Raw genomic sequence first — 18,717 nt, forward strand, 5'->3', positions numbered from 1 at the left:
GGCTGCACCCCGCTGCCGCATAATGAGCCTCGCAGCAAGGTTCGGCAGACCTCTGCCCGGGCTACTCGTGGTCGGGGTTCTCCTCGCCCCAAAACACGCGATTGACGACACGGCTGGAGTGGCGAGTCAGACGCAAATAGTGCTCAATAAAACCGTTGGAATCCGATGCATCCCATCCTGCCGCACCTGCGACCTGAGTCAGCTGACGCCCCGGCTGTGGCAGCTGGTCCGTGCGCTTACCACGCGTGAGCACCAGCGCATTACGAGCATTCGTCGCCATCAGCCAGGCATCCCGAAGTGCGTCGGTATCCTCCGCATCTAGAATCTCGCGATCTTTCAGCACTTCCAGACACTCCAGCGTCGAAGTGTTGTGCAACTCCGGCACTTCGTGGGCATGCAGCATGATTAGCAGCTGCACAGTCCATTCAATATCGGTCAGTGCGCCGGAACCGAGTTTGGTGTGGGTACGCCGATCAGCGCCGCGCGGCAGTCGCTCCGAATCAACACGCGCCTTCATACGACGGACATCGCGGACCATCTTGGCATCAGCTCCGCCCTGTGGGTACCTCAGCGAATCGATGGCCTTGAGGAAGCGGGTGCCGAGGTCTTTATCGCCGGCTATCCAGGTAGCACGTAGCAGTGCCTGAATCTCCCAGGTTTCACCCCAGCGCTCGTAGTAGGTCACATAGGAATCCAGGGTCCTGACAATCGGGCCCGAGCGTCCTTCTGGACGCAGGTCCACATCGACCTCCAGTGGCGGATCTTGGCTTGGCTTTGCCAGCCGACGACGCAACGAGTCACAAATCCTGGTTGCCCACTTGACCACCTCGGAATCGTCGACAAGCGGCGTTCCTTCGGCATCCTTGCGGGGTTCACAGATAAACATCACGTCGGCATCGGAGCCGTAGCCCAGTTCAGCACCGCCAAGTCGCCCCATACCAATCACGGAGATAACGCCTGGGACCTCCGAGTCCGGATGTTCCAGCGACCACGCACGGATTTCGGCGGCGAGGGCAGCTTCGAGCACGTTGTCCCACACCATCGACAGAGAGTGACAGACCTCTTGCACATCCATCAGCCCGAAGAGATCCGCGGAGGCAATGCGCGCGAGCTCTGCACGGCGCAACGCACGTGCCACACCAATGGCCTTAGCTGGACTGTTGTGACGGGCAGCCGCTGCGACCAGCGCACGCCCGACGGCATCGGAGTCGGTATTCAGTAGCTTCGGCCCGGACGCACCGTCGCCGAACCGTTTAATTACGTCCGGCGCACTCATAATCAAATCAGACGCGTAGGGGGAAGAACCGAGCACGCGCATCAGCCGCTGACCGACGACGCCCTCATCGCGCAGCGTTCGCAGAAACCAGGTTTCGTCGTGGAGCTTCTCAGAGAGCTTGCGATAATTGAGCAGACCCGCGTCGGGATCCGGCGTCGACGATAGCCACTCCATCAGCGTCGGTAGGAGCATCGCCTGAATACGCGATTTGCGCGAGGTGCCTGCCGCCAGCGCAGAAAGATGCTCGTAGGCGCGATCCGGGTACTGATAGCCCAGCGCGGCCAGCTGGCGCTTTGCCGCATCGGCCGATAGCTGCAGGGTTCCAATGTCCTGCTCCACCACGGAGTTCAGCAGTGGACGGTAGAAAAGCTTGTTGTGCAGGGAGCGGATCTGCGAGCTGGCCAGTCGAACCTGCTTGGCCAGCGGTTTGCTGGCATCGGTACCGCCCTCACCGACGAGGCCAGAGGCTCGACCGAGCCACTGAAGAGCTTCGGTGTCGTCCTCGGCGGGCAACAAATGCGTCCGTCGCATCTTCTGCAGCTGCAGGCGGTGCTCTAACAGACGGATGAATTCGTAGGCGTTAATCAGCGCGGCACCGTCTTCGCGACCGATGTAGCCAGCCTCGACAAGTGCATCGAGTGCCATCACAGTTGGCAGCACGCGGAGGCTATCGTCATAGCGACCGTGGACCAACTGCAGCAGCTGCACCGCGAACTCGACATCACGCAGACCACCGCGTCCAAGCTTGAGCTCTCGGTAGCGAAGCTCTTCGGGGACGTTTTGTACCACGCGGGCGCGCATGCGTTGAACGTCGTCGACGAAAGATTCTCGCTGAGAGGCCGTCCACACCATCGGGGCCAGAGCATCGATGTATTCGCGGCCCAGCTCGACATCGCCTGTCATCGGCCGCGCCTTCAATAACGCTTGGAACTCCCAGGTTTCAGCCCAACGCTTGTAGTAGGCGACGTGGGAATCCACGGTGCGTACGAGTGCACCCGACTTGCCCTCCGGGCGGAGATTCGCGTCGACCTCAAAGAAGCAGTGGCAAGAAATCCGGATAAATTCGCTGGCCAAGCGAGTAGCTCGGGCATCCGCCGGCTCTGCGACGAAAATGACATCCACATCGGAGATGTAGTTCAGCTCTTCCGCACCACACTTACCCATGGCGATTACGGCCAGGCGTGTTGAGACCGGTGCGGAAGGAAAGACCTGTTGAACAGCCACAGACAGTGCAGCCGTCAACGCTGCATCCGCCAAGTCACTGAGTGCCTCCGAGACCTGACGGAATGGGACTTGTGGCTGTCCAGGGCGGCGGGGACCCCGTGGGTACGTACCAGCCAAGTCGTGGCACGCAATACGCATAATCAAGTCGCGGTAGGCGCACTGCATCGCAACTTCGGCCTCACGACCGGTGAGCTTCGCACGGTACAAACCGGGGCCTTCGAGCGTGGCGGGCGCAACGACCGGCTTGCGGTACTCCGGATCCTCCTGCTTTTCCAGACTGGCCTCATCAGTGAGTTCGATGACCTCGGGCACAGCCCCAACGCTGGAGAGCATCTCGCGGAACATGTCTGCCTCAGTGGGAAGCTCGGCTTGGAGCAGAATCCACTTTTCTGGGTGCGCAACCAGGTGATCGCCCAGTGCACTCGATCCCCCGAGCAGCGCAAACATACGCGTACGCAGCGGAATCTGCTCACGCATGGCCTCATCGAGGCCAGACCAGGTGGCCCAGTTCTCCAGCTTTCCATCCTGCTCCAGCTCGTCGAGAGCGCCTTTGAGCCGCACTAGTGCCACGAGCGCCAGCTTGGGGTCGCTGGCTCCGGCAAGCCCCCACAACAGCTGTAGGGACTCCTCGTTGTACCACCCCAAATCTTCCAGGTCAGCGCGCGTCCGATCGTCGTTACGCAAGCCCAGCGCTGCGGGCCGCGGCACTGACTGGCGGGATGTGCGAGGTCGATTCATCACCATTGAAACTGGTCACCCAAAAAACAAAATAAAGACGAAAAAGGAAAGGAGCAATGCGGGGAAACTAATAATCCAGGGTTGTGCGCAGCTCCCACTGCGTCACCTGACGCTGGAACTCGCGCCACTCGCGCCACTTATTGAGCAGGAAGAACTCGTAGACATGGTCACCGAGAGCATCGGCCACCAAATCGGAGCGTTCCATCTCCTGCAGCGCCACTTCCAGGGACGTCGGCAAATCGCGGTAGCCCATCGCACGTCGTTCCCGCTTGGTCAACTCGGAGATGTTGTCCTCTGCCTGCTCCGGAAGCTGGTAGCCCTCCTTAATTCCCTTCAGACCGGCGGCCAAAATCACCGAGTAAGCAAGATACGGGTTACAGGCCGAGTCCAAGGAACGAATTTCCACCCGGCGCGAATGTGCCTTACCCGGCGAGTACATGGGCACACGCACGAGAGCCGAGCGGTTGGCCATTCCCCAGGTCGCGGACGTCGGAGCCTCATCACCAAATGCCGTGCGCTTGTAGGAGTTGACCCACTGATTGGTCACAGCGGAAATCTCGCTGGCATGAGTCAGAATGCCGGCAATGAAACCCTTTGCGGTGTCGGAGAGCTGATTTTCATCATCCGGATCGTGGAATGCATTTGTGTCCCCTTCGAAGAGGGAAATATGCGTGTGCATGCCATTGCCCGGCAAGTCCTGGAAAGGTTTCGGCATGAATGTCGCCTGCACACCATTTTTCATTGCAATCTGCTTAATGATGTAGCGGAAAGACATCACGTTATCCGCCATAGTCAGCGGATCGGCGTAGCGCAGATCGATTTCCTGCTGGCCCGGCGCGTTTTCGTGATGGGAGAACTCCACGGGGATTCCCATGTCTTCCAACACCGTGATCGCCTCTTGGCGAAAGCGGGGTGCGCGGTCGTAGACCGCCTGGTCAAAATAACCGCCATTGTCTGTTGGCACCGGCGGCTTTCCATCAGTAGCCAGGCTCTCTACTAGGAAAAACTCAATCTCCGGGTGGATGAACGCGTGGAAGCCCTCGTCGGCAAGCGCCTTAATTTGGCGGCGCAGCACCTGGCGTGGATCTGCCCACGACGGCTGACCATCGGGCATGACAATGTCGCAGAACATGCGCGCGGACGTGATTGTGTCTTCTTTATGCAGACGCGGCATGACCTGGAATGTCGAGGGATCCGGTTGCGCGATAGTGTCGGCCTCGGAGACGCGGGAAAAGCCCTCTACCGCAGAGCCATCGAACCCGATGCCCTCTTCGAAGGAACCCTCGAGCTCAGCCGGTGCGACGGCAACGGACTTCAGATACCCCAAAATATCAGTAAACCAGAGGCGAATATAGCGGATATCTTGCTCTTCGATTGCGCGGAGGACGAATTCCTGCTGACTGTTCATACTTTCCAACGTTACCCAGGTGCCCGGATTCGCGGTACGCTTTGTGACCATCCGGCGTGGCTAGCCAACTGCCACACCCGCGTCATAACTGCTGCCCTCGTGGTCTCGAATTGCGTGTGACTATGGCATGCTCTATTGGCATGAGCGGAAAAAAGATTCGTCTGAATAATCTGGCCGAATGGAAGGCTGAGTCTCGCCCCTGGGCAATGCTGACTTGCTACGACTACTCCACCGCGCGCGCTTTTTCCGCCGCTGGTGTCGAGCTGCTACTGGTCGGCGACTCTGCAGCAAACGTCGTCTACGGCTACGACACCACCACCGAGATCACGCTGGAAGAAATGATTCCGCTTGCTCGCGGTGTCGTCCGAGGCGCTGGCAACGCACTTGTGGTTGCCGATTTACCCTTCGGCACTTACGAGGCATCCGATGAGCAGGCCGTGCTGTCGGCCGCGAAGATGATGCGCGAAACCGGCGCACACATGATCAAGATTGAAGGTGGCGTGCGCATCGCTCCGCGCATCCGTGCGCTGGTCAACGCCGGCATTCCGGTCATGGCGCACATCGGTTTCACTCCGCAGTCCGTCAACGCGCTGTCCGGCTTCAAGGTACAGGGACGCGGTGCGGGGGCGGAACAGCTGCGTGCCGACGCCCACGCGGTAGCCGATGCTGGTGCCTCGGCCGTGGTCCTGGAAATGGTGCCTGCAGATTTGGCCACTGAGATTACCCGTGAGCTATCCATCCCAACCTGTGGCATTGGCGCTGGTAACCAGTGCGATGGCCAGGTTCTCGTCTGGCAAGATGCCTTTGCAGTTCCGGCCGATGGCCGCAGGCCGTCGTTTAGTTCGGTGTTCGAAGAGGTCGGCGAGATGCTGACCAAGGGAGCTAAGCAGTATGTCGACCAGGTGCACTCCCGCGAGTTCCCAACTGAGGCGCAGAACTTCTCGGGTTAACCGCCCTGGGGTGAGCCGTTTTTTGGACTGGGCTTTCGCCTAAAGGCCCCGCCCAGCCCCCGTCTACGTCTAAGGGCACCGCCCAGTCCAGGCAATCAAGTACGAAAACCAGACATCCGTAACTTAAGGGTTCTTCGATTCGGGGGTAGAATTGGTGCTTATGGCATCTAAGTCTGGTTCTAAGTCCAAAACTCCAACTGCGGCGTTGGAGGTGGAATCTAAGTTCTCAGCTACCCCAGAGGTGGTAGCCCCATCATTCGATTTCGTTCCACAGGTTGGCTCCACCACCACTGAGGTGCGAAATCTCTCCGCGATTTACCTGGACACGGCGGACCTGCGTCTGACCCGGTCCAAGCACACCCTGCGTCGCCGCACCGGCGGCCCCGATGAGGGTTGGCATCTGAAGGCGCCGGGCAACGGCGGTCGCCTCGAATATGGCGTTGACCTGGAAGAGGGCTCTGTTAACGGTGAAGGCCGCGACGCCGACTACGTCGTGCCCACCGAGTTACTTGCCCCTGTCCGCGCAATTGTTCGCAATCACCCGCTGCAACCAATCGCGCAGGTAGACAATGAGCGCCACGTCACCACGGTGTTTGCCCTCGATGGCACTCCCATAGCGGAGTTCGCGGATGACCACGTCACGGCGACTTCCTTCCTCGACGGCGGCGAAACCACCACCTGGCGCGAGTGGGAGATTGAGCTTCTGGGGGATTGGGCAGATCGCCCGGACGGCAAGGCTGTAATGGCAGCGATGTCCAAGGTCGCTGAGGTAGCTGGCGCCGTGCCGTCGGAAAGCCCGTCGAAGTTGGCGACGGCGTTGGGTGACTCCATCGACTCCGCTCCCCTACCACCTGTTCCGGCGAAGCTGCCGAAGGGCACGCCGGGGCGCACCGTGGTCGATGCGCTGGCCGCTAACGTGGCCAAGATGGTCGAGTACGACCCAAAGGTACGCCGCGATGAGTTCGACTCGGTGCATCAGATGCGCGTCGCCACTCGTGAGCTGCGCAGTCACATGCAGACCTTCCACGGCATTGTCGTGGGCGATAAGGTCGCTGAGCTGGAGAGCAACCTCAAGCAGCTGGCGGGTGTTCTCGGTGTGGCCCGTGACGCAGAGGTCGTTGCTATGCGCTGGGAGGAGCTGCTGGCCAATCGCGAAAGCGCCGCTTTAGGCGAGGAGCTGCGTGCGAATCTCGTCGAGGATGTCCAGAAGGACTACGACCGCGCTCATCAGCGAGTCATTTTTGCACTCAATTCCAGCGAGTACCTGCAACTTCTCGACGATCTCGATGAGTTCCTCGCCAACCCGCCAATCGCCGCAAACTCGGAAGAGGCCGAGGCTGGGGAAAAGAAGTCCAAGAAGAAGGATGCTTCGCTTGTCGACGACGCGGAAGCCGCAGTCTCCGAGGATGCTTCGGCAGCTGACTCCGAGGTCGCGGCTGAGACTGATACTGCTGCTGCCGCCGATGCAGCTGCTTCCACGACCTCAGACAAGGCCGAGCCGGAGAAGGTAAAGGCACCGAAGGAACTCGACACCACTGCGGTGCTGCTCGATCACTTGCGCAGCGCGTTTTCGAAGTTCCGTCGTCGCCACAACCTGGTACTCGATGGCCGAGAGGATGCTGACCTGCCAGAGGCAGATTTGGACGAGCGCTACCACGATGTCCGCAAGGCTGCGAAGAAGCTCCGCTACAGCGCGGAAGCTGCTCAGAACGCGGACCTGCCGACCGAGAAGCTCTACGCTGCCTGCAAGAACCTGCAGTCGGTTCTCGGTGACTTCCAGGACACCTGCACTGCGCGTGACTTCGTGTTGGCTCGTGCTAAGCGTGCCTCCCGTGCGGGCAGGGACACCTTCGGCTACGGCGTGCTTTACCAGATGGAGTACTACGACGGCCTGAAGGCCCTGGCTGAGTACGACGATGCCGTGGAAAAGGTTTTTAAGGCCTTCCGCAAGATGGAAAAGAAGATTAAGAAGGGCAAGAAGGCCTAAACGCGTAGGGCCTTATTTCTCAGCTACGCCCCAGTCATCATCTTCTTCATCCCAGTCGTCGGCCGCCTTGTTGCGCTCGGCGACTTTTTCCATGGCAGCGCGGGCTTCCTCTTCGGAATCATAAGGGCCCATTCGGTCGTCCCAACCGGTTTTCTTCCCCTGAAACACCGTGCCTGTCGACGGCTGGTAGTACCACTTACTGCTGTTGTCGCTCACGATTCTTCTCCTCTTCCACATCGAGAACATGTCCAGTTTTCAAGCGGTTGTGCCACCGCTAACTCCACCCATAAGCAAGCGTGCAGAAAGGCAATCCTTTGCCTGCCATGTGCGCTGCGGCGACATAAAATCCCAGTATATAGGTTTGTCACTGTCCCCCGAGCCGGGTATTATCGACGGAATTGTTCACCTTAGAACACAAGCGCTGAATCCGAGCGCTGAATACAAACACTGCACACAAGCACTATGAGTCCAATCTCTGGAGAGGTTTCACCCATGCCCGCCGCACCCGCTGTCGTAAACGACGTCTTCGATGCCGTCGGTTCTAATGCTTCAGTTGCATACGCCCCGGGTTCCATCAACCTGTTGGGTGAGGACTGCGCCTCCTCCGGCGGCATGCTCCTAACCACCGCCATTCCAGCTTATGCCGCGGTCGGTATTGAAGAGATCGACGAACAGCAGCTCATTGTCGTGTACAAGCGCGAAACTACCAAGATGGATTTCCCGGACAGCGTCCCCGCCGCTTTTTCTCAGGTGCCGACCGCTGTCGCAGCTACTATCGTCGCACTGCAACACTCACTGCACCTTGTCCCGCGCAGCAGCAATGGCCTGAAGGTCACCATTGCCTCCACTATCGCGCCAGGTCGCGGTTTTGGAGAGATTCCGGCAATTCAGTGTGCCCTCGCGCTGGCTCTCAATGCGCGTTTTGGCGACCGTGATGATGTACCTACCCGCACGCGTATTGCCACCGCTATCCACGAGACCATGGTGCAGGTAAAGGGCCAGTCGTGGCCGCTGCACCCCTACACCACGGCACTGCGCAGCCGCCCGGACAGCCTGCTGTGCATCAACCACTCCGATGAGGCAGTCACGCAGACGGCGTTCCCGCAGTCGTTAGCGCTCACTATCGCTTACTCCCCGGATGTCACCGGCGGTTCGCCAGACGAAGAGCGCTACGAGTTCTTCCAGCAAGCCTGCGCTGCTTTCGGCGTACCGACTCTCGCTAGTCTCCCTGACGCACAGGAGCGGGTTGCTGACTGGGTGCGTGCTCGTCACGAGGTGCACCCGGAAGACGAAGACATCCCCACCATCGGCCGCGCCATCCAGTGGCTTGACGACGCCGACGCATCCTCCGACCGCGCCCGCGCAGTCATCGGTCACATCCGGCACAGCGATATTCAAGCAGCCATCGCAGGGGTTTCGCGCGATGTCAGTGAGCGTGGCTCCGCGCCGTCGGCAAACTCTGTACTGGGGCAGATTGCCGAGCTGACCGACACCATCGACTGTGAGAAGATTGCCCGTTGCGCGCCGTGCCCGGGCGCGTCGCTGGTGATGTGGTCCCACGTCGACGACGCCAATCGGATTGCCTCCGCGCTTAACGACGGCGGTTCCGAGACCATCCGCGTGGAGAACACTTCTGCCGGCGCGGTGGTCGAGTAAAAAAAGCTTATGTGAACGAGTCGGCCTATGAGCCGGATTCTGTCCCTCGGCGCCCCTTTCGGAAAGCGCCGGGTGGCGATCATCCATCTCGGTCTGCCATTGCTGACAGCCTGAAGCAGCACACCCGCGAGTATCGGACGGGCAGCCCTCAAACACTCGCGCACACGCACGACGAAGCATGCGCGATTTTGCCTTGCTCCTGGTGGGGTTTACCTAGCCGGTGCAATCACTTGCCCCGCTGGTGCGCTCTTACCGCACCTTTTCACCCTCACCGAATCTCCACAGCTTTACGTCAAAGACATCGGCTGTGCGCCCGGCGGTCTATTTTCTGTGGCACTATTCCCGCAGGTCACCCTGGGTTGCTGTTAGCAACCACCATGCCCAGTGGAGTCCGGACTTTCCTCGACAGCGGCCTGGACGCACTCTGTAAAAGAGGCGTCCGGTTCCATTAACTGCCGCGATCACCCGGCCGGCTCGCTCGAATGGTTAGTGTACCCGCCACAACCGCAATTCAAATAACCCGCCGTACCGGGCTGCTAACCACGCAGGTAGCTGGTGTCGTTAATCAGCCGCACTGATGTCGGCCCATCTGCGTAGAACTCCGCGATGGAGAGGCTGGCCAGGTCCAGGTGCAGGCGGGTGAAGATTTCAAAGCCGCAGCCGAGCCCCTGGCGCAGCAGCGACTTGATTGGCGTGACATGGCTGACTACCAGCACATCAGAGGCACCGAATTGTTGAGCGATGCGCTCGCGCGCGGCGCCCACTCGGCTATCGACCGAGCGGAAATCCTCCCCCTCCGGCGGCGCCACGGTCGGGTCCGCGAGCCAAGAACTGTGCAGCTCAGGGGTGGAGTTGTGCGCCTCGGAGAAAGTCATGCCCTCCCACTGCCCGAAGTCGGTCTCGCGCAGATCCTCTTCAACGTGGATGTCCAGGCCGAGCGCATTTGCTGCCGCCTCTGCCGTCTGCTGTGCACGACGCTGTGGAGAGGCCACAATGGCAGAGAAATTCATGTTGCCGCTATCGACCAGCTCTACGAGGTGCCGTGCCGCCGCTGCCGCTTGCTGCCTGCCGACCTCCGTCAGGTCGGGGTTCGAACGACTTCCCGAGTACTCCCGGCGAATCGACATCGGCGACTGCCCATGGCGCAGCAGCACCAACCGCGTGGGGTCCGTGGTCGCACCCGTCCAGCCCGGCGCACAATCGCGCTTGTCTGCAGCCTGGCTCATTTACTTGCCTTTCACTGCTCCCAGCGTTTCCGCACGCACGATCATCGCGCCACATTCAGGACAGAACGTCACTTCTTCCGGCGCGAGCGTGGTGAATTCATGCACGGTTCCGACATCGAGCTCCATGAAGCAGGAACCGCAGGTGCGCCCGTTCAGGCGTGCAACAGGGATGCCGTTAGCAAGCGCTAGACGACGGTAAAGCTTGGCTGCCGAACCATCAATGAGTTTGTCAGCCTCTTCGATTCGGGTCTCAGCGATGGAAATGCGCGCAATGAGGTCAACCTCGGCGTCGTTAAGCCTTTGCTTGGCGGCGACGATGTCATCGTGCGCCTCGTCGGCGTCGTATTCGTGCTCAGCGTCGACCTGATAGGCCTCCTGCATGCGCTCGTACTGCTGGAGTTCCTGTTCAGCGCGTTCGCGGCGGCGCTTGGTAGAGCGCAGGTCGTGCTCGAGGTCACGGCGCGTGGATGCGTCTTCTGCGGCACCGAGCGACAGACGGTCAGCCTTTTCGCGAGCCTTCAGTTTGTTGATGTCCGATTCCAGCTTGGCAATATCGCGGCCGATATCGGAGGCGCTGAGCTTGGAGCGCGCAGCCTCACTGGCCTGACGGCTGTGCTTTTTACGCAGCTCCTGCAACTCGGCACGCTCGGGCAGAACGTTCTGGCGGGCGGTGAGCCCATCCAACAGAGTTTGGTTTTCCGCCTTTTCCAACATCGCCACTTGGATTTGTGGACTAAGCCTCATGGTCTTCACTTCCTTGCCTGTGTCGACGATTCTGCCACTGTCCAGGGATCGGTGCGCACCTCAAGGACCTCGGTCGCGACCCCGAGCCTCTCGGCCAGTATGTCTGCGGCCTGGTAGCACCAGGGGAACTCACTGGCCCAGTGGGCCGTATCCACGACGCAGAAGTCCGCGGTCCGCAGCGTCTCATCTACAGGATGATGCCGCAGGTCAGAGGTAACAAACGCATCGACGCCCATCTTCGCCACAGTGTCCAGGAAAGAGTCGCCCGAACCAGATGCGACGGCAACCGTACGAATCATCCGCTCCGGATCGCCTGCGCCGCGCACGCCCCATGCCGTTGCAGGCAGACGCTCAGCCACACGAGCGACGAAGTCCTTAAATGGCATCGGCGTATCTAGCGTGCCCACTCGCCCAATGCCCACAGCCTGCTGCGGGTCCAGACCGGTGGCCTGATTGTCCACGATGTCGAATGCCGGTTCCTCATACGGATGCGCTGCAACGAGAGCCTTAACAATCGCCGCGCGCATGGACCGTGGTGCGACCATCTCCAGGCGCACTTCCTCGACATACTCGACCTGCCCCTCGGCGCCGATGAAGGGATTTGCCCCGCTCAGCGGGCGGAACTGGCCGCGGCCGTTAATGCGAAACGCACAGCTGTCGTAGTCGCCGATAGTGCCCGCGCCCGCCTCAAACATGGCTTGCGCGACCTTATCGACGTGATCTGCCGGAACCTTCACCGTCCAGGTATCCAAGCCGGGAGCCGGCTGCGGAGCTAGCGGCGCACCCGGTTCGACTCCGAGCATCGTGGCCAACTGGTCGTTGACACCCGGTCGTGCGCTGTCAGCGTTAGTGTGCGCTGCAAAGAGAGCTACACCTGCCCGAATCAGCTTATGAATAATCCGACCCTTCGGCGTATCCGCCGCCACGGAATTCACACCGCGCAGAAGCAGCGGATGGTGCACAACGAGCATCTGAGCACCGGAGGCAATCGCGCGATCTGCGACCTCGTCAGTGCAGTCCAGCGCCAACGCGATGCGACACACCTCATCCTGCGGGTCACCGCAGATCAGGCCAACTTTATCCCAGCTCTCCGCCAGTGCCGGTGGGTAGGCCGCGTCCATCGCCGCACGCACGTCGGCAACGGTCACCGCCGTGTTATTGCCCTCGGCACGGGTCTGCGCAGAGTCCGTCATACATCCATCCCTTCAACATGCATTTCTCTCCAGCCTCTCCTCCAGCGTAGTGAACTCTGCCCCACCGCATCAGTTCTGCGACAGCAAATCCGCTACTTCCGCAACAAGCCGCCGCACACTCGTCTCGTCCCGCACAGCCAGCCGCCACCACGAACCGTCCAGGCCGGCAAAGGTGTCGCAGCGCCGCACGGCCACTCCACGCTCCGCAAGTCCCTGCCGCAAATGCTCATGCTTGACGACGTCAACCTCCGCAGCACCCTGCCCATTGTGAGAACTCCGGTCACCTCCCGGACGCGCCAGGACAAAGGGAGCCTCGGAATCCAACACCTGCCAGCCGGCGGCCCTTAGCAGCTGTGTCATAGCCTCGCGCTGCTGACGAATCTCAGCGCGGATTTGTGGCAGCAGCTCCGTCTCACGACGCGCGATTGCCGCCATAGCGGTAAGTTGCAGCGTGCCCAGCGGCCAGTGCGGACGCCGTCGCGCCAGCTGTGCCAGGAGCTCAGGGGCTCCCAGCGCATAGCCACAGCGCAGGCCTGCGATTGCCCAGGTCTTAGTCATGCTGCGGAAAACGATGACATTATCGGGGATTCTGTTCGCTTCCCCCGGCCTGCAATCGGCTAGCGAGCACCGCCGAATAATTTCGCCATCGGCGACGTCCATAAAAGCCTCATCCACGACCAGGATCCCGCAACGGCCGGCGAGCCCCCGCAGATCATCCGCTGAATGAGCAACGCCGGTGGGGTTGGTCGGATTGCCGATGATGACCATCCGGCCTTCAAGCTGCTGGGAATGCGGGAAGGATGCGTTCTCGTGGACGTCGGCAAGCGTAGGCATGAGCGTGTACGGCGACGGCAGTACCAGCGAATCCGCCTCGACTCCTGCGGCGAGGAAGGCGGCTTCGGGTTCGGTGAACTGCGGCTGGACGATTGTGGCGGGCAAGCCCAAGTGAGGCAAGAGCGAGAACCCCTCGGCGACGCCGTGGAGAAGCAGTACCTCGTCGGCGCTGCGATTGTGGTTGTCGGCGATGGCGGCGCGGACGTCGGCATCGAGCTGCGCCGACGGATACGCGGCAAGTTCTCCGAGGGACGTGGCCAGCGAGTGCTGTAGCCACTGCGGTGTGGTGCCGTGGACATTGACGGCAAAGTCCAGGTCAGCACCATGGGCGGCCTGGTCGCCGTGATAGCGCAGCGGGTCGTCTAACATGCCATCCAGCCTAATGACCTTTTAGGATGAACAATATGTCCACTGGCCATCGCCCCACTGTCCTTATTGATGTCGACGGCACCATTGCCGATTCTCTCCCCGCAATCGCACATGGATTTCGCCTTGCATTGGAGGAAATTGACCACCCACTTCCGCCTGAGAGCTTTATCAACACGATTCCCGGGCCGCCGATGGTGGAGACGCTGGCGTCGCTCGGGCTTTCCGACGAACAAGTCGACCGAGCCTTTGCTGTGTATATGGAGCATCAACACGCCGGTGCTTGGCAGCGTGCCGAGATGTTCCCCGGCTGGCCGGAGCTCCTGCGCGATTGGCGGGCAGCAGGCGTACAGCTAGCCACTGCGACTTCCAAGGGCGAGTACTTCGCCCGCAAGACCCTGGACAATTTCGGCCTTCTCGACGCCTTTGACTTCATCGGCGCCGCCAGCGACGACGGCTCACGGCAAACAAAGACTGAGGTCATTGAGTACACGCTCAAGGAGTTGGGCATTGAACCCGATGAAGCAGTGCGCCCGCGTGGTTCGGTTGTAATGGTCGGCGATCGCATCCATGATTTTGAGGGCGCAGCACAGTTCGGCATCCCCGCCATCGCTGTTAAATGGGGCTACGGCTCAGAATCTGAGTGGGCATCGGCAGCGGCGGTGGCATCGTCGCCTGGGGACCTGAATCGTGTTGTGCGGGAAATGCTGTATCTTTAAGACTCGTCAACGATTAGTGACAATCCTATTTTTATTTTCCGAGAAGTTTGGTTTTGCCTATTATGCTTATGAACTCGTCGCATCGTACTGAGTCCGTGTACGTCGTGTTTGTCTGCTCCGGAAATATCTGCCGCTCCCCAATGGCTGAAATCATCGTCCGTGACGCAGTTGAAGCCAATGCGCTTGCCGACGATGTCCTGCTCGCCTCCTGCGGAATCGGCGGCTGGCATGTCGGCGAACCCGCCGACGAGCGGGCGCAAGCCGAGCTGGACAATGCCGGCTACGACCCAAATCACACCGCCGCACAGCTAGGCGATGAGCACATGGACGCAACGCTTTTCATCGCCATGGATGAATCGCACATCAATGGTCTACTCCGCGCTGGCGTGCCAAAAGAAAAGATTCGCCTGCTGCGTTCCTTCGACCCGGCGTCCCCGAAGGGTGCCGTCGTGGCCGATCCCTACTACGGCGGCCCGGAGGGGTTCGTCCGCACTCGAAACGAAATTGAGGCCGCGACGCCGGGCATCATCGCATGGTTGCGTGAGACTCTGGTGCTGGCCTCTGAACGTTAAGGTTTCAAAACAACCTTTTCTTTTGTTTTATTGGCATTGCCTCGGTTTCGGAACGCCCAAATCTTATTCAAGATGAAGTTAGCGGGCGTGCCCAAGGTGACACCGATGAGGTTTGCCCAGTAGAGGCGGTTCCTAAAACCGGTGGAGTCGTCGAAAATGTCCGTTGGCAGTGCCAGCGGCGAGGTGGGGTTAGTCAGCAGCGTGATGACAACCAGGTTCACAATCAGTGCTGAGATACCTGCAAATAAAAACGGGAGGAACTGTCTAAACCAGTTCGGGCGATTGTCAGTTCGGAAAGTCCAGGACCGGTTGAGCTGGAAGTTCCAGACATTAGCCACGACAAACGCCAGAGTTGCATAGACGTGGGAGTAACGGATATTCCACCGTGTTCCGAACAGGTTCAAAAACACGTCGTGTTCATTGGTGCCCAAACTGAGACCCAACTTGCGGGCAATAATCACGACAATCAGGTTGACAACCACACCTGTGCCGCCGACCAGACCGAACTTGATGAACTGGCGCGAGACTGTGCTGAAGCGACGTGAAGGCGAAGATTTCGCTGTTTGCGTGCCCACCACGACACCTCTCTTTCCATCTATCCCGGGTAGATTCCCCGTCAAATACGCTCAAACAACTTTACCCGAAGTTCACTCAATCTCCGCGCAGGTGAATCCTTGTGAAAGCGAGATTTCCCTCACGGCAATCAGCCTTTTCCTCCCCCTCATCACCTCATCAGCACTGTGCTCATTTGGTATGCACTTTTAAAACAGGTGCCACTGCCCACCCGCCGCAACAGTGCCATCCGCTCTAGTGCCATCCGCTCTAGTGCCAGCCACAGCACCGGGTAAGCTCAATGAATGTGTTTAAGAATGTGCGCCAGTTTCTGACCCCTGGATGGGTTCTCACTGCGATTGTCGCCATTGCGTTTTCCTATCTCGCATTTACTGTTCTGGCTCCGTGGCAGTTGGGTAAGAACACCGCGACGCAGCATCGCAATCAGCAGCTTGAGCACTCATTCGAGCTCGACCCCGTAGATGTCAATGAGCTAATGCCCAAGGGCAAAGGCTTCGTCGAGGGCAACGAATGGCGTCGCGTTACCGCCACCGGGTTCTTCCTGCCGGATACCCGCGTACTATTGCGTAACCGCCCAGTAAATGGCGCACCCGCTGTCCAGGTACTCGATGTCTTCGTCGCTAACAATGGCGAAAACTACCTGGTCAACCGTGGCTTCGTACGGCCTACAGACTCCAGCACGCCCAATGTTGAGCCAGCCCCGAAGGGCACCTTGACTATCTCGGCCTTTACCCGCCGAAACGAGATTCCCGCCGAAACCGCTCCAATCGCCGGCACCCCGCCACAGGTCTACGGAATCAATACCAAGGAAGTGTCCGAGCTAGTCGGCACCGAACTCAACCCCGATTGGCTTCAGCTCTCGGACAAATCCGATGCCGTCATCGAGGCCATCCCGCTGCCCACCCTGGAGTCCGGCCCCTACCTCTCCTACGGCATTCAATGGATTTTCTTCGGCGCTCTCGTGCCGCTTGCCGTCGTCTGGTTCATTCGCGCTGAAATCGTCGAGCGCAGACGAGACCGCGCGGAGCAGGAGGAGATGGCCAAGAACCTCCGCGATGCCGAAGCCGCGGAACCAGTAGATGACGCTGATGCCACCGAGGCCGCAACACCCGAATCGGACGACGACGCCACTCCGACGCCTCCGCCGGCTAAGCCCGAAGAGGATCGCGCCGCCGAGCTGCACCGTCAGCGCATGGCGCAACGCTACGGCAACACCGGCCACCGCGCCGCAGGTTATCGCGATAACCGATACGACGAACGTTTCTAACTCTCAGCTCGCGCTTTCACGCGTCGGATACATCCGGCGATTACTGCTGCTCCGGCGCAGCTGAGCGCAACAATGTTTTGTACTCGCTTGCTCAGCCCTGCGGCACGCCGCACATCGGCCACCGCAGGCCTCCGACCACTGCCAAGCACCGGGCGTATCTCCACTCCGCTGGGATACACCGTCGCGCCGCCCAGCTGCAGCCCCAGCGCGCCTGCAGCGCTTGCCTCCACGACGCCCGCGTTTGGACTTGGGTGGTTGCCGGCGTCTCGTCGCCACGCTACCAATGCTTGACGACGGTCCGGACCTGCAACCACAGTTGCGATAGCTGTAAGTCTCGCGGGGAAGAACCCGGCGGCGTCGTCAAGCCGTGCACTGGCCCACCCGAACTGCCGATAGCGAGCGTTGCGATACCCCACCATCGCGTCGAGGGTATTAGCCGCTCGATGAGCGACCACACCAGGAGCGCCTGCAATGGCACCCCACATGAGAGTGCCGGTGACTGCGTCGGAGGTATTTTCAGCGAGCGATTCGACGGTCGCTCGGGCGATGCCATCAGCGTCGAGAGCTTCCGGATCACGCGAACACAACCACGGCACAAGTTCGCGGGCGGCATCGATGTCGCCGGAGGTGAGTCGGTCAGTCATGCGCTCGCCAGTACGGCGGAGAGTGGTGCCGCCGAGCGAAGCCCACGTGGCGGCAGCCAGCGTGAGACTCGGTGCGACTGTGCTGACTGCGGCGGTAAGCGCTACCGGTGTGGCCACGGCGATTGCGGTGAACGCCACTCCGCGCGCTTTGGAGTCGGCGTAGATTCGGCGCTCAAGTTTGCTGACGGCCTGCCCGTAGAGGGCCACCGGATGGTGATTGGTGGGGTCTGCGAAAATGCGGTCAAGTGCATACCCCACTGCGATAGCCGCACCACGCCGCCAGAGGTGTCGACTTCTGGCATGTGTACGCAATCTAATCAAACTGTCCCTGCAGAACGGCTACGACATCCACCGGCTCTCCCGCATCTGCAGCCTTGACCATTGCTTTGCAGGTGGCCGAATCGATTATCGGTTTACCATCCCCGCCGATTGCGTAGGCGGGAGCGCCCGCGAGCAGAGATCCGACAAAAACAATGGTGGCAAGCGATTTTGTAAAACGCACAGACCGGAAGTTTAGCACAAACAAAATCCGCCCGGATTCTCCATTACAAGAATCCGGGCGGATTATGTCTGTGCGGCGAGAGGGTTTCGAACCCCCGACCGCTGGTGTGTAAAACCAGAGCTCTACCGCTGAGCTATCGCCGCGCTGCTGCGAAACTCTAACACACGGCAAACATAGATTGCCAATTGCGCACTACAAACAGCGTTTATGTAGATTGTTTCAACAGCTCAGCTAGTAGCCGATTCAAACGAGACAGCTAAAGCCGGCTAACTAGAGCGCTGCACCAGGCAATTGCCCTGCCAATCCCCCAGCCGGAGCGCCGAGGTGTTGGAGAAACCTGCCAGCTGTGCGGACTCGTCAATCACGCCAGGATCAATGGCACCCGGCTGACCAGCGCCCGGCGTGAGTAGCCACACGCGACCTTCATCCTCCAAAGGGCGGGAAGCATCCACAAGACCATCGACCAAGTCGCCGTCTTCTTCACGCCACCACAGCAATACGACGTCGACAACTTCATCCGTGTCTTCGTCGAGCAGGTCTGCATCCAGGAAATTCTCGACCGACTCACTGATTGCTGAGTCACAGTCTGTATCCCAGCCAACCTCCTGGACTAGCTGACCTTCCTTGATGCCGAGCCTGCTCGCATATTCATGAGCAGCGCCTGTGGCGTTGACCACTTCCCTTTTCCTCCTCTAGAAAAACTATTCAGCTCGATTTTTCGAACTATGTGCAGGAATTTTACCGCTCAAATACATTTTTCACAGCTGCAAAATAAGAATTTCCCCAAAAAGGTGCAGTTTTCGCAGTGTTCTTCGCAATGTTCGTCGTAAAGCCAAGC

At 59.9% G+C, this 18,717-nt stretch carries 16 protein-coding genes, 1 tRNA gene, 1 other RNA gene and 1 pseudogene; 6 read left to right on the plus strand and 13 right to left on the minus strand.

Annotated features, from left to right (window positions below):
- Positions 1-61 precede the first annotated feature (61 nt).
- Both HMPREF2847_RS08500 and HMPREF2847_RS08505 read right to left on the minus strand, forming a co-directional pair.
- Entirely contained in the window at positions 62-3,244 is a 3,183-nt protein-coding gene (locus HMPREF2847_RS08500; RefSeq protein ID WP_070852137.1) for a bifunctional [glutamine synthetase] adenylyltransferase/[glutamine synthetase]-adenylyl-L-tyrosine phosphorylase, read from the minus strand.
- Positions 3,245-3,305: 61 nt separating this feature from the next.
- Positions 3,306-4,646, minus strand: coding sequence for a glutamine synthetase family protein (locus tag HMPREF2847_RS08505; RefSeq protein ID WP_005511085.1), 1,341 nt, complete (start codon positions 4,644-4,646; stop codon positions 3,306-3,308).
- 140 nt (positions 4,647-4,786) lie between these two features.
- On the opposite strand from HMPREF2847_RS08505, the gene panB reads away from it, so the two are divergent.
- Both panB and HMPREF2847_RS08515 read left to right on the plus strand, forming a co-directional pair.
- Positions 4,787-5,596, plus strand: a complete 810-nt coding sequence (panB, locus tag HMPREF2847_RS08510; RefSeq protein ID WP_242451339.1) for a 3-methyl-2-oxobutanoate hydroxymethyltransferase — start codon at positions 4,787-4,789, stop codon at positions 5,594-5,596.
- 160 nt (positions 5,597-5,756) lie between these two features.
- Entirely contained in the window at positions 5,757-7,583 is a 1,827-nt protein-coding gene (locus tag HMPREF2847_RS08515) for a CYTH and CHAD domain-containing protein (protein ID WP_070852139.1), read from the plus strand.
- 12 nt (positions 7,584-7,595) lie between these two features.
- Here HMPREF2847_RS08515 and HMPREF2847_RS08520 read toward each other — a convergent pair whose 3' ends face one another.
- Entirely contained in the window at positions 7,596-7,799 is a 204-nt protein-coding gene (locus tag HMPREF2847_RS08520; RefSeq protein ID WP_016423068.1) for an SPOR domain-containing protein, read from the minus strand.
- A gap of 276 nt (positions 7,800-8,075) precedes the next feature.
- Here HMPREF2847_RS08520 and HMPREF2847_RS08525 point away from each other — a divergent pair, with 276 nt between their 5' ends.
- The gene (locus tag HMPREF2847_RS08525; RefSeq protein ID WP_070852140.1) at positions 8,076-9,239 is read left to right on the plus strand and encodes a galactokinase family protein; all 1,164 of its coding nucleotides are present in this window, start codon (positions 8,076-8,078) and stop codon (positions 9,237-9,239) included.
- A 12-nt stretch (positions 9,240-9,251) separates the two neighbouring features.
- Here HMPREF2847_RS08525 and rnpB read toward each other — a convergent pair.
- From rnpB to cobC, 5 genes and pseudogenes are all read right to left on the minus strand, one after another.
- Positions 9,252-9,716, minus strand: an RNA gene (rnpB, locus tag HMPREF2847_RS08530) — RNase P RNA component class A.
- 59 nt (positions 9,717-9,775) lie between these two features.
- A pseudogene (locus HMPREF2847_RS08535) lies at positions 9,776-10,441 on the minus strand (histidine phosphatase family protein); the annotation flags it as partial.
- Positions 10,442-10,465: 24 nt separating this feature from the next.
- Complete coding sequence (locus HMPREF2847_RS08540; protein WP_049189597.1) at positions 10,466-11,209, minus strand: zinc ribbon domain-containing protein; 744 nt, start codon at positions 11,207-11,209, stop codon at positions 10,466-10,468.
- Between the two features lie 5 nt (positions 11,210-11,214).
- Positions 11,215-12,402, minus strand: a complete 1,188-nt coding sequence (locus tag HMPREF2847_RS08545; RefSeq protein WP_070852142.1) for a Nif3-like dinuclear metal center hexameric protein — start codon at positions 12,400-12,402, stop codon at positions 11,215-11,217.
- Between the two features lie 69 nt (positions 12,403-12,471).
- Positions 12,472-13,605 (minus strand): aminotransferase class I/II-fold pyridoxal phosphate-dependent enzyme, encoded by a 1,134-nt coding sequence (cobC, locus tag HMPREF2847_RS08550; RefSeq protein ID WP_070852143.1) that lies wholly within the window; start codon positions 13,603-13,605, stop codon positions 12,472-12,474.
- Positions 13,606-13,640: 35 nt separating this feature from the next.
- Here cobC and HMPREF2847_RS08555 point away from each other — a divergent pair, with 35 nt between their 5' ends.
- Both HMPREF2847_RS08555 and HMPREF2847_RS08560 read left to right on the plus strand, forming a co-directional pair.
- Positions 13,641-14,321, plus strand: coding sequence for an HAD hydrolase-like protein (locus tag HMPREF2847_RS08555; protein WP_070852144.1), 681 nt, complete (start codon positions 13,641-13,643; stop codon positions 14,319-14,321).
- A 68-nt stretch (positions 14,322-14,389) separates the two neighbouring features.
- Positions 14,390-14,893 (plus strand): low molecular weight protein-tyrosine-phosphatase, encoded by a 504-nt coding sequence (locus HMPREF2847_RS08560; protein ID WP_370523129.1) that lies wholly within the window; start codon positions 14,390-14,392, stop codon positions 14,891-14,893.
- On the opposite strand, the gene HMPREF2847_RS08565 is transcribed toward HMPREF2847_RS08560, so the two are convergent.
- Positions 14,890-15,468 (minus strand): GtrA family protein, encoded by a 579-nt coding sequence (locus HMPREF2847_RS08565; protein ID WP_246821994.1) that lies wholly within the window; start codon positions 15,466-15,468, stop codon positions 14,890-14,892. The genes HMPREF2847_RS08560 and HMPREF2847_RS08565 overlap by 4 nt on opposite strands.
- Before the next feature lie 278 nt (positions 15,469-15,746).
- Here HMPREF2847_RS08565 and HMPREF2847_RS08570 point away from each other — a divergent pair, with 278 nt between their 5' ends.
- Positions 15,747-16,733 (plus strand): SURF1 family cytochrome oxidase biogenesis protein, encoded by a 987-nt coding sequence (locus HMPREF2847_RS08570; protein ID WP_070852147.1) that lies wholly within the window; start codon positions 15,747-15,749, stop codon positions 16,731-16,733.
- Here the strand turns inward: HMPREF2847_RS08570 and HMPREF2847_RS08575 are convergent.
- The 4 genes from HMPREF2847_RS08575 to HMPREF2847_RS08590 all read right to left on the minus strand — a co-directional run bounded on the left by HMPREF2847_RS08575 (position 16,730) and on the right by HMPREF2847_RS08590 (position 18,556).
- Entirely contained in the window at positions 16,730-17,689 is a 960-nt protein-coding gene (locus tag HMPREF2847_RS08575; RefSeq protein WP_222866962.1) for a cobalamin biosynthesis protein, read from the minus strand. The genes HMPREF2847_RS08570 and HMPREF2847_RS08575 overlap by 4 nt on opposite strands.
- A gap of 1 nt (position 17,690) precedes the next feature.
- Positions 17,691-17,879, minus strand: a complete 189-nt coding sequence (locus HMPREF2847_RS08580) for a hypothetical protein (protein WP_141765078.1) — start codon at positions 17,877-17,879, stop codon at positions 17,691-17,693.
- 71 nt (positions 17,880-17,950) lie between these two features.
- Positions 17,951-18,022, minus strand: a tRNA-Val gene (locus tag HMPREF2847_RS08585).
- 123 nt (positions 18,023-18,145) lie between these two features.
- Positions 18,146-18,556 carry a DUF3052 domain-containing protein gene (locus tag HMPREF2847_RS08590; protein ID WP_005511050.1) on the minus strand — a complete coding sequence of 137 codons (411 nt, stop codon included), beginning with the start codon at positions 18,554-18,556 and terminating at the stop codon, positions 18,146-18,148.
- Positions 18,557-18,717 lie beyond the last annotated feature (161 nt).

This window comes from Corynebacterium sp. HMSC074C03 (assembly GCF_001838285.1).
Taxonomy (GTDB): domain Bacteria; phylum Actinomycetota; class Actinomycetes; order Mycobacteriales; family Mycobacteriaceae; genus Corynebacterium; species Corynebacterium amycolatum.